This window comes from Acinetobacter modestus (genome assembly GCF_014636095.1).
In the GTDB taxonomy this organism is placed as follows: Bacteria; Pseudomonadota; Gammaproteobacteria; order Pseudomonadales; family Moraxellaceae; genus Acinetobacter; species Acinetobacter modestus.
The window spans coordinates 1-9414 of sequence record NZ_BMDV01000016.1 but is presented as its reverse complement, the minus strand read 5'-3'; the positions used below and the strand labels follow the sequence as shown (position 1 = coordinate 9414).

Sequence of the window (9414 nt, the reverse complement as noted above, 5' to 3'; positions counted from 1 at the left end):
CGGCTGGTCAATCTAAGCAAAAATACCGTGTTGGATATCGTTAAAAGAAGTCGGAGTGAAAATCCTTAGCGTGCTATATTTTCCGTTTCCTGAGACGACCCCTAACTGAAGACATTGACGGTGGATGGGCTGCAATGGGAATTAAAACCTCTACAGAGTTCACAGCGGGTTGCAAGCGTTGGGTTGAGTTGAGGTTATCGGATTGGAAGTGGAGGGCTGCCATATGATTGCCATCTCTGACATAGCGTTTTAAGGTATTTTTCTAGGGCGTATTGATGTTTCAACGTATTAACAATCATACGAACAACCTCATTCTCTCAGGTCATTTTCTTCTTGCCGATGGGTGATTTTTCGCCGATAAGCACTTGGTGATACACCAAACCAGCGTTTAAACGCGCGCCGAAAATTAGCAGAGTCGTGGTAATTCAGTAAGCTGGCAATTGCCTCGACCGATATTTGAGGGTCATGTAAATAACTACTGGCTTTCTCAGATAAAATCCGATCTCGAATCAGCCGGTAACTCGTGTTCTCTTTGACCAGACGTCTGGCCAGCGTACGCTTATTCATAAACAAGGCTGCAGCCAGATCCTCTTCACTCAGTTGCCCGAGCGGATAGGACAGCATGGCTTTTTGCACTTGGTAGGTGGTGCTGTGTTGTTGGGTCTTGAGCCGGTTGAGGATCATTTCGCATTGTTGCATCGCCAGCAGATAGCTATCGTGCTGCGCGGATGCATTGGCAATCAAGCACAACTCGGTCGGCACTCGGATCGACAGTTGTGGCTGATCAAACTGATAGGTACCGGCAAGATAATCCGCGTAACAGGCATGATGATCGGGGGCGGGATGGCTAAACTGAATCACCGCCTCGGTCAGCGGTCGTCCAACAATAAATTCGGCACATTCCGAAAAAATCACCGCAACAGTTTCGGACAGTAGCCGATGTACTGCATGACTCAAGGTCTGCTCAAAGAAAATCAAGCAGGTCGTCCACTCAGCATTGGTGTGTGTTTCGAGCCTAATCAAACTCATACGGGTCGGCAAAAAAGTTTGAAACGCTTGTAACACGGCCAATAAGTTCGGGCTGCTATTGATTAAAAAGCCCATCGAGCCATGTGTTGACGGCGTGAGCCGCTGCCCTAAACGCAAGCCAAACTGATCGGATGCGGACAACTCCAAGCTATTTTGTAAGATTTGAATCTGTTGGCTGGCCGTGATCATCGTGTCGTCACGCATCAGTTGTTCAGCGGTCAGCGTGGTGAATTTTAATAGTTTAGGTAGGTCACGCGCCTGCAAGTCCAGCTCTCGGCCAATCAGACGGGTATAGCTACAGGGGATATTAGCAGATTCACTTGTACTGGCGAGACCAGTCAGCAGACTTGGATGCAACATGGCTCAAACACCTCAATAACAGACCAGTATGAAAGAACATCGACTAGAAAAATGCAATCGACGATGGGGCTACAGCGCCATAATCGTCTTTTAATGACCCTATATTGTCAACAAGAGACCTGTAAGCAGTATGGATACATGTCTATTATGAGTAAAGAGGGATGGCTATTTTCATCGGCGTCACCAGCAACCGTATACCACACAGGAGTAGTAATAATGGGTCAAATTACATTGATCGAGTATGACGGTACCGCCACCGTACTTGACATCGAAGCGGGCAAGTCGCTGATGCAACTGGCTATCGATCACGGCGTATCCGGCATTGATGGAGATTGCGGTGGCGAATGTGCTTGTGGAACCTGTCATGTGATCGTTGACGGTGCTTGGCTGGCGGCGACAGGACAGCCCAATGACGAAGAGGCGCGCATGCTAGAGATGGTACCAGAAGGTACGGCGTCGTCTCGTTTGGCGTGCCAGATTCAATTGTCCGATGCAATGGATGGCATGGTGGTGCATTTGCCTGAGTTTCAAATGTAGTGACGGCAGATTTCAACAGCTGTTAAGCATCATCATTGAGGAATGAATCATGAAAAACATGCAAGCCACACTAAACCAAATTTCAGCCCTGCTGCCGATACCCATGCATTTACAAGTGAAAGGCATGCAGGTGTTCCAAAAGGTCAAGCAACGGGTGACACAGGCGCAACCGTTCCCTGATTTTGTAGAAAAGCCAATCCCCGATGTTGCCACGCTCAAGCTCGAAGACATCGATATGAGCAATCCGTTTTTATATCGACAGCATCAATGGCAGTCATACTTTAAGCGGCTACGCGACGAGCGTCCTGTTCATTACCAAAAAAGCAGTCCATTCGGTGCATTTTGGTCGATTACCCGTTATGACGATATTGTGTTCGTGGACAAATCCCACGAGCTGTTTTCGGCGGAACCGGTGATTGTGATTGGCAAGCCGCCCGCCGGACTGGATGTGGAAATGTTTATTGCAATGGATCCGCCTAAGCACGATGTGCAGCGTCAAGCGGTACAAGGTGTGGTCGCACCGAAAAATTTAAAAGAAATGGAAGGGCTGATCCGCAGTCGGGTACAAGAGATTTTGGATGATTTGCCGCTCGATACGCCGTTTGATTGGGTGGAGCGGGTGTCCAAAGAAATCACCGCACGCATGCTGGCGACCTTGTTAGATTTTCCGTATGAACAGCGGCACAAGCTGGTGTACTGGTCTGATACGTTGGCGGGCAGCGCAGAAGCCACGGGCGGTGAGATTAGCGACAACGATGTGCTTTTTAATGCCGCCGCTGATATGGCCAAGCAGTTTGCCGCGCTGTGGCATGCCAAGGCGGCTCAGCAAGCGGCAGGTGAGCCGATGGGATTTGATTTGATTAGCTTAATGCTGAGCAATGACGATACCAAGGATTTGATTCACCGTCCGATGGAGTTTTTGGGCAATTTGGCCTTGCTGATTGTCGGTGGGAATGACACCACGCGGAACTCCATGACCGGCGGGGTATATGCGCTGAACCTGTTTCCTGAGCAGTTTGTCAAACTGAAAAACCAACCGAGCCTGATTCCAAATATGGTGTCCGAGATCATTCGCTGGCAGACCCCACTGGCGTATATGCGTCGCATCGCCAAGCAAGACATCGAGATGCACGGCCAAACCATCCGTAAGGGCGACAAGATCTTAATGTGGTATGCCTCGGGCAATCGTGACGAGCGGGTGATTGAACAGCCAGATGCGTTTTTGATTGATCGTAAAGGTGCACGCAATCATTTGTCATTTGGCTTTGGTGTGCATCGCTGTATGGGCAATCGCTTGGCCGAGATGCAGTTGCGGATTCTGTGGGAGGAGTTATTGCTTCGCTTCGACAATATTGAGGTATTGGGTGAGCCAGAGTTGGTGCAGTCTAACTTTGTGCGCGGCTATGCCAAGATGATGGTCAAACTGACTGCCAAAGCGTAGGTATCAAAATAGGCGACAGAGGCATTTTGCAACTGTCGTCGGCAACAATTGATGCTGTGCATCAACCATGAACTGAGTGAATTCATATGCAAACAATCGTCATCATTGGCGCAAGTCATGCTGCGGCGCAGTTGGCGGCAAGTCTGCGGCCAGATGGCTGGCAGGGCGAGATTGTGGTGATCGGCGATGAGCCGTATTTGCCGTATCATCGACCGCCGTTGTCCAAGACCTTTTTATGCGGTGCACAACTGGTCGATGAGTTATTGATTCGGCCAGCCGCTTTTTATCAAAAAAATCAGATCGAATTTCGGCACGGGCGGGTGGTTGCGATTGATCGGGCAGCGCGCAGCGTGACACTACAAGATGGCAGTACGCTTGCGTATGACCAGTTGGCGCTGTGTACCGGTGCACGAGTCAGGACGGTGTCGCTGGCTGGGTCTGATTTGGCAGGTGTGCATTATCTTAGAAATATCAGCGATGTACAGGCTATCCAGCCATTTGTACAACCCAACGGCAAAGCAGTGGTGATCGGTGGTGGCTATATCGGTCTTGAAACAGCCGCCGCATTGACCGAGCAGGGCATGCAGGTGGTGGTCTTGGAAGCCGCCGAGCGGATTTTGCAGCGGGTAACTGCACCGGAAGTGTCGGACTTTTATACGCGGATTCATCGCGAACAGGGTGTGACGATTCATACCGGTGTGTCGGTCACGGCGATCACGGGTGAGGGGCGGGCGCAAGCGGTGCTGTGTGCCGATGGTTCGATGTTCGATGCAGATCTGGTGATCATCGGGGTCGGGGTTGTACCGAATATCGAGTTGGCGCTGGACGCGGGCTTGCAGGTGGACAATGGTATTGTGATTGATGAGTATTGCCGTACCAGTGCGCCAGAGATTGTGGCCATCGGGGATTGTGCCAATGCGTTTAATCCGATTTATCAGCGGCGGATGCGCTTGGAGTCGGTACCAAACGCCAATGAACAGGCCAAAATTGCCTCGGCGACCTTGTGTGGCTTACAGCGGACCTCGAAGAGTTTGCCTTGGTTTTGGTCAGATCAGTATGATCTAAAGTTGCAGATTGCGGGACTCAGTCAGGGGTATGATCAGATCGTGATTCGGGGTGATGTGCAGCAAAGGCGTAGCTTTGCAGCGTTTTATTTGCAGGCGGGTCGCCTGATTGCGGCGGATTGTGTGAATCGTCCGCAGGAGTTTATGCTAAGCAAAAAGCTGATCACGGCTGGTACGGCGGTCGATCCACTGCGGTTGGCGGATGAGTCGATTGCGGTACAGGCGTTGATGGGGTAGCTTAAAACTACATCAGGCTAGATTTGCATTACGCTGATTCAGATGTTAATCAGAATGGCATCGATAGATACCTGTGAGAGCAAGTCAGGTGCAGCTTTGGCTTTGTGTAATTCACCACCCGTGATCGCAAACACGATGGGTAATCCATACCCATCTACGGCAAGATGGATCTTACTTGTCTTGCTACCTCGACTTAAGCCAATCGCCTCCTGATCGTGAGTTGCAGCACGTGCATTATGTTGATGTGCCTTGACGTAATTGCTATCCATAACCCCTACTCTATATCAGAGTCAGTAGATAAAACCCTGAGTATGCTTTGGAAAAAACCTTTTGCTGACCAGTCGTTGTATCTTTTGTAGAGATTAGGCTGCTGACCAAACTCAGTCAGGAGGTAGGTCTAGCCATGGACATTTCACCCACATTCTGTAGAGCATGGCTTCTACGGTGAGCCGTAAATTTGGTTTGTGATCAATGTCCTGTTGCTTGAGCATAGGAGAAATCTTTGCTCAATGTTGGTCGTTCAGCATAAAGCGTGGCATGGTGGACTCGGATGGGGAGAGCTTTAATTCTCTGAGTCTGCCTCCAATTTGCAATCAATATTTTCAAACGTCAACACACTCTAATGTAAAAAAACTAACATTAAAAAAACACCTCTGCCAAAAGGTCTGGTAGCTATATTCGATGTCAAAGATGATCTGGCTCACCTGCTGCGTTGTTAACTCATTCTATCAAATTTTGAGGACAGGCTTGACATTTGGTCAATCGACCAATATATTCAAAATATGCATTTGGTCATTTGACCAATACCCGTTGAATTCTTGTGTGATATTTGCTGTGCCTGACCAAGGTGAAAAATATTGCTCAAGGTCAAATGTGATAGCAGGTTTACAGACATTCGATGCCTTTACAAGGAAACTCTCGCCATGACTCATATGATCAATATCCAGCCACGTAAGCCGCGGTTTGATTTAAGTGATGTTCCAGTTTTTTGGAACGACGGTGACCCGGTGTTAACACGCTTCTTTGATGCACTTTCTATTCACTTCCCCGATGGAGAGCGTTTTTTTATTCAGTCGGTGCGTAACTATCAGGATCTGGTCACAGATCCTAAACTGAGAGAAGATATCAAAAACTTTTTTCGCCAAGAAGCGCAACATGGCATTGTGCATGACCAGTATAATGCGGTGATGCAGTCGCAAGGCATTCATGTCGAAAAGGTCATCGCAAGATTCAAATTATTTATTCGGCTCTCCCAAAAACACCTGCCCGCCAAGTATCTGTTGGCCATGACAGCTGCCTTTGAACATATTACTGCTGTACTAGGCGAGGGTGCTATGGAGGGTGAGGGTGAGATGTTCAAGAATGCTCATCCCGCAATGCGTGCCATGTTCATGTGGCATGCGGTAGAAGAAGTCGAACACAAAACAGTAGCCTTTGATGTTTACGAAACAGCGGCAGGTGGGGGGTATTTCACCCGCGCATCTGCTTTGATTATCGGAACGCTACTGGTACATGCGGTGGTTGGCTCAGTTCTTTGGCATATGTTGAAAATTGACAAACTACAAGGTCAGCCATTGGTGCTTGCTAAGGGATTTTATCGCCTCTATGGACCACGTGGCCTGATTACCAGACTTATTCCACGCTATCTGGACTGGTTTAAGCCAGGTTTCCATCCTAGCGACACCGAAATCCCAGAAAAGGTTAATTCTTGGCTGGCTGAATATGATAAGCATCAAGACCCTATGGAAGCGTCACGAATTGTTTTTAATGTCCCCATTGCAAAAGCTGTATAGATCAGGAGAGACCGTGAAAGACTCGACTCGACTTGACCAAGTCGAGTAACCTGTCTTATTGATATAATGTTATGAGTCAAACTATGTTGAGTAGTGAATCTACGCGAGTCGAAGTTGCTGACCGCGAGAGAGTATTAGCCGCTTCTGCCAAGCTGTTTCGAGAAAAGGGTTTTGAGCGTACCAGTGTGCGAGAAATTGCCAGTGCTTGTGGTATTCTTCCAGGCAGTCTGCATTACCGCTATCGTAGTAAAGACGATATTTTGGTTGATATGATGCGGCTTGCTATTGAGAGAACTATTTACAGGATTGTTGAGGCGACTTCCGCGATTCAAGATCCACTCAAAAAAATGCAATCGGCACTGCAGACACATGTCGATATCCTTATGTCGGGTGACGATATGGTTTATGTGTTGTTGTTTGAGTGGCGCTCGGTACATGGAGTCGCACGTGAGCAGATTATTGCTGAGAGAGACAGATACGAGCGATATTGGCAGACAATTCTTGATGATCTGCAGTCTTATGGTTGTATCCGAAACGATGTGGATGCAGATCTGTTAAGACTGATTGGGCTAGGAGCAATAAACTGGGCTGCCACTTGGTATAAAGAAAATGGTAAGTACAATCTTGAACAGATCGCGGATGCGATATGGCAGATGATGACAAGAGGCATCCTTAATCCAGATTTTCACGAAGAGGCAAAAAACCTGTGACCAACTATAAGACTCCATCCCGTATCACGCACGCCATCGGGAGGCATTGTGGCAGCTCCGCAATTCGTGATTTGCTCGAGTTTAATGGGCTGAATATTTCCGAGGCCATGTGCTTTGGATTAGGCTCAGGGCTTGGCGTGACCTATTTGGAAATGGCTGACGCCCCTGTGCCATTTTTAGTGCATGTGCGGTCTTTGGGGTTTGAAGCGCGCGTATTTGAAAGTATCGGTATACCCTTTGAGTGGCAAACCTTCGAGTCACCCGAATCGGCAGCCACCGCGCTGGAGAAATGTTTGGATGCGGGTCACCCCACCCTGTTGCTGACGGATATTTTTTATTTACCTTACTTCAACAGCAGCACGCACTTTCCCGGTCACGCCATAGCCGCTTGGTCGAGAAATCCAGAGACAGGTGCGGTATTTGTCACCGATACCGAGCGTCCGAGTGTTTTGTCGGTGACGCGAGAGGCACTGACCCGCGCACGTTTTTCTACACAGCCCCCATTTATTCACTATGGCAATATGTTCACGCCCACCGCGTTTCAAGGCGAAATTACCCCCGAGATGATTACCGGTGTCATCCATGACAACGCCAAGTCATTAGCTGTGAGTGGCATATCGGCACTGGAAACATGGCTGGCCGAACTGAGTCGTTGGGGAGCCACAGGCGATTGGCACTGGACGACCCGATTTGCCTACCAAATTATTGAAAAGCGTGGCACAGGTGGCGGCGGCTTCCGCAAAATGTACGCTGAATTCCTTGATGAAGCGGTTCACTATGACGCAAGTGTACAGCAATATCGACTGCCCCTGTTAATGAGGGCTTGCGAAAAAGCATGGACGGCATTAGCCATGTGTTTGAAGTCTGCCTCGGAAAGCACAAACTTTCCATATGCCGCCATTGAAGAGGCCATTGTGGCGGTGATGCAGGCCGAACGTAATTATACAGATGCCGCCCTTGCACTTTGAGACGTGCCGCTAATTTTTTCGCAATAAAATCAGCCAGCAATGGCGGGAGTTCAAAAATGGACAGTAATAACACGGCACACCTGACCATGGCTAAGGCGTTTTTTGGTACTAATCACCCTTTATTCAATATGTTCAATATTAGTGTTGGTGCAGTGAGCGATGGTCATGCCGAGATGACGATGCCCTTCTCTGAGCAACTCTCTGACCGTAAAGGCTCACTGCATCGAGGGGCTTTGGTGACGCTGCTGGATACGACTTGCGGCTTATCTATTTTTTCGTCATTGCGGTCGTTAGAGCCGATTGCCACTATTGATTTGCGTGTCGATTTTTTGCGACGTATTCCCTCTGCGGTAGGTTTAAAGGCGATAGTGGATTGCATTGGTAGAACCGATACGGTGGCCTTTATCACGGGCCGAGCGGTTGCAGAAGACAGTGGTGAGCTACTGGCTACTGTCACTGGTTCTTTCGCAATCGGCACGATGGGACCCTCTTTTGACAGCAATGAAGCGCGAGGCGAGTGATATGAGTATAGTAAATCAGATGAGCGCGGAAACACCCCCACTAAAATTGTGTGACGAGCCTTTTGTCGATTTTCTAGGTTTTCGTGAGGAAATGCAACATGGAGAAATACAGTACTTTATGGACTTTCGTGATTCGCATATCGGCAACCCGATGATTGGCACGTTTCATGGCGGCATTCTCGCGAGTTTTGGTGAAGTGGCCGCCGCCGCCTATCTTGCCCGTCAGCGTGGTGATAATGAGCTGCCCTTATGCTCCACGATGACCTTTGATTACCTGCGGCCAGCATTTATAGGTACGTTACAGGCAGTCCCCAGTATTGTTCGTGCGGGTCGGCGCATTACGACAGTATCGGTTCAGTTACTACTTGATGGCAAGTTGGTTTGTATCGGTCGATTCCTGTTTACGGTTAGCAGCAAATAAAATTGGAGCAAGCTCAGTTCAGGATGCCGACCCTGTTTTACTCAGAAAAATTTTCAATAGATAGACAAATAATATCAAATAGCTGGAACTACTACTGATACCGATACAGCGTTGGCGCAGAAATCCCAAACTCCTTCGCCAATGCTCGCTTGGTTTTGTAGTCGCCAGATTCAAGACGTTGATGCAGCAGAGCCACTTGTTCAGGAGTCAGTGACGGCTTACGGCCCTTGTAGGGGTCGTCTCAGGAAACGGAAAATATAGCACGCTAAGGTTTTTCAATTGCGCGCAATGGCCTAAATTTTCCACCACCTATCTTGGCTTTGCTTCGCCATA

The 9414-nt window shown here is 48.7% G+C and carries 11 protein-coding genes and 1 pseudogene; 8 read left to right on the top strand and 4 right to left on the bottom strand.

Annotation, left to right across the window (positions count from 1 at the left end; all coding sequences use genetic code 11):
* Positions 1–309 precede the first annotated feature (309 nt).
* Positions 310–1389, bottom strand: a complete 1080-nt coding sequence (gene cypR, locus IEV17_RS16875; RefSeq protein ID WP_004658508.1) for a transcriptional regulator CypR — start codon at positions 1387–1389, stop codon at positions 310–312.
* Positions 1390–1605: 216 nt separating this feature from the next.
* On the opposite strand from cypR, the gene IEV17_RS16870 reads away from it, so the two are divergent.
* The 3 genes from IEV17_RS16870 to IEV17_RS16860 all read left to right on the top strand — a co-directional run bounded on the left by IEV17_RS16870 (position 1606) and on the right by IEV17_RS16860 (position 4668).
* On the top strand, positions 1606–1926 hold the full coding sequence (locus IEV17_RS16870; RefSeq protein ID WP_004658513.1) for a 2Fe-2S iron-sulfur cluster-binding protein: 321 nt from the start codon (positions 1606–1608) through the stop codon (positions 1924–1926).
* A 58-nt stretch (positions 1927–1984) separates the two neighbouring features.
* Positions 1985–3367: a cytochrome P450 gene (locus IEV17_RS16865; protein WP_009516417.1), complete on the top strand. Its 1383-nt coding sequence runs from the start codon at positions 1985–1987 to the stop codon at positions 3365–3367.
* A gap of 86 nt (positions 3368–3453) precedes the next feature.
* Positions 3454–4668, top strand: coding sequence for an NAD(P)/FAD-dependent oxidoreductase (locus IEV17_RS16860; protein WP_001193555.1), 1215 nt, complete (start codon positions 3454–3456; stop codon positions 4666–4668).
* A gap of 38 nt (positions 4669–4706) precedes the next feature.
* On the opposite strand, the gene IEV17_RS16855 is transcribed toward IEV17_RS16860, so the two are convergent.
* Together IEV17_RS16855 and IEV17_RS16850 are read right to left on the bottom strand one after the other, a co-directional pair.
* Positions 4707–4937, bottom strand: a complete 231-nt coding sequence (locus tag IEV17_RS16855) for an IS5 family transposase (protein ID WP_004656998.1) — start codon at positions 4935–4937, stop codon at positions 4707–4709.
* Between the two features lie 489 nt (positions 4938–5426).
* Complete coding sequence (locus IEV17_RS16850) at positions 5427–5600, bottom strand: hypothetical protein (protein WP_016543249.1); 174 nt, start codon at positions 5598–5600, stop codon at positions 5427–5429.
* Between IEV17_RS16850 and IEV17_RS16845 the strand changes: the two genes are divergently transcribed.
* The 5 genes from IEV17_RS16845 to IEV17_RS16825 all read left to right on the top strand — a co-directional run bounded on the left by IEV17_RS16845 (position 5592) and on the right by IEV17_RS16825 (position 9081).
* Positions 5592–6461 (top strand): metal-dependent hydrolase, encoded by an 870-nt coding sequence (locus tag IEV17_RS16845; protein ID WP_004658519.1) that lies wholly within the window; start codon positions 5592–5594, stop codon positions 6459–6461. The genes IEV17_RS16850 and IEV17_RS16845 overlap by 9 nt on opposite strands.
* Positions 6462–6544: 83 nt before the next feature.
* The gene (locus IEV17_RS16840) at positions 6545–7171 is read left to right on the top strand and encodes a TetR/AcrR family transcriptional regulator (protein ID WP_000952904.1); all 627 of its coding nucleotides are present in this window, start codon (positions 6545–6547) and stop codon (positions 7169–7171) included.
* Positions 7168–8139 (top strand): BtrH N-terminal domain-containing protein, encoded by a 972-nt coding sequence (locus IEV17_RS16835; RefSeq protein WP_000186299.1) that lies wholly within the window; start codon positions 7168–7170, stop codon positions 8137–8139. Before IEV17_RS16840 ends, IEV17_RS16835 begins: the two co-directional genes overlap by 4 nt.
* A gap of 56 nt (positions 8140–8195) precedes the next feature.
* On the top strand, positions 8196–8660 hold the full coding sequence (locus IEV17_RS16830) for a PaaI family thioesterase (protein WP_000378064.1): 465 nt from the start codon (positions 8196–8198) through the stop codon (positions 8658–8660).
* 19 nt (positions 8661–8679) lie between these two features.
* Complete coding sequence (locus IEV17_RS16825; RefSeq protein WP_009516420.1) at positions 8680–9081, top strand: PaaI family thioesterase; 402 nt, start codon at positions 8680–8682, stop codon at positions 9079–9081.
* Positions 9082–9172: 91 nt separating this feature from the next.
* On the opposite strand, the pseudogene IEV17_RS16820 reads toward IEV17_RS16825, so the two are convergent.
* Positions 9173–9295 (bottom strand): annotated as a pseudogene (locus IEV17_RS16820) (helix-turn-helix domain-containing protein); the annotation flags it as partial.
* Positions 9296–9414: the final 119 nt, after the last annotated feature.

Excerpts from the sequence above, each read along its gene's own strand:
- IEV17_RS16850 (WP_016543249.1), bottom strand. The coding sequence starts at position 5,600 with ATGAGTCATGGCGAGAGTTTCCTTGTAAAGGCATCGAATGTCTGTAAA.
- IEV17_RS16825 (WP_009516420.1), top strand. The coding sequence starts at position 8,680 with ATGAGCGCGGAAACACCCCCACTAAAATTGTGTGACGAGCCTTTTGTC.
- IEV17_RS16830 (WP_000378064.1), top strand. The coding sequence starts at position 8,196 with ATGGACAGTAATAACACGGCACACCTGACCATGGCTAAGGCGTTTTTT.
- cypR (WP_004658508.1), bottom strand. The coding sequence starts at position 1,389 with ATGTTGCATCCAAGTCTGCTGACTGGTCTCGCCAGTACAAGTGAATCT.
- IEV17_RS16865 (WP_009516417.1), top strand. The coding sequence starts at position 1,985 with ATGCAAGCCACACTAAACCAAATTTCAGCCCTGCTGCCGATACCCATG.
- IEV17_RS16840 (WP_000952904.1), top strand. The coding sequence starts at position 6,545 with ATGTTGAGTAGTGAATCTACGCGAGTCGAAGTTGCTGACCGCGAGAGA.
- IEV17_RS16855 (WP_004656998.1), bottom strand. The coding sequence starts at position 4,937 with ATGGATAGCAATTACGTCAAGGCACATCAACATAATGCACGTGCTGCA.
- IEV17_RS16860 (WP_001193555.1), top strand. The coding sequence starts at position 3,454 with ATGCAAACAATCGTCATCATTGGCGCAAGTCATGCTGCGGCGCAGTTG.
- IEV17_RS16870 (WP_004658513.1), top strand. The coding sequence starts at position 1,606 with ATGGGTCAAATTACATTGATCGAGTATGACGGTACCGCCACCGTACTT.
- IEV17_RS16845 (WP_004658519.1), top strand. The coding sequence starts at position 5,592 with ATGACTCATATGATCAATATCCAGCCACGTAAGCCGCGGTTTGATTTA.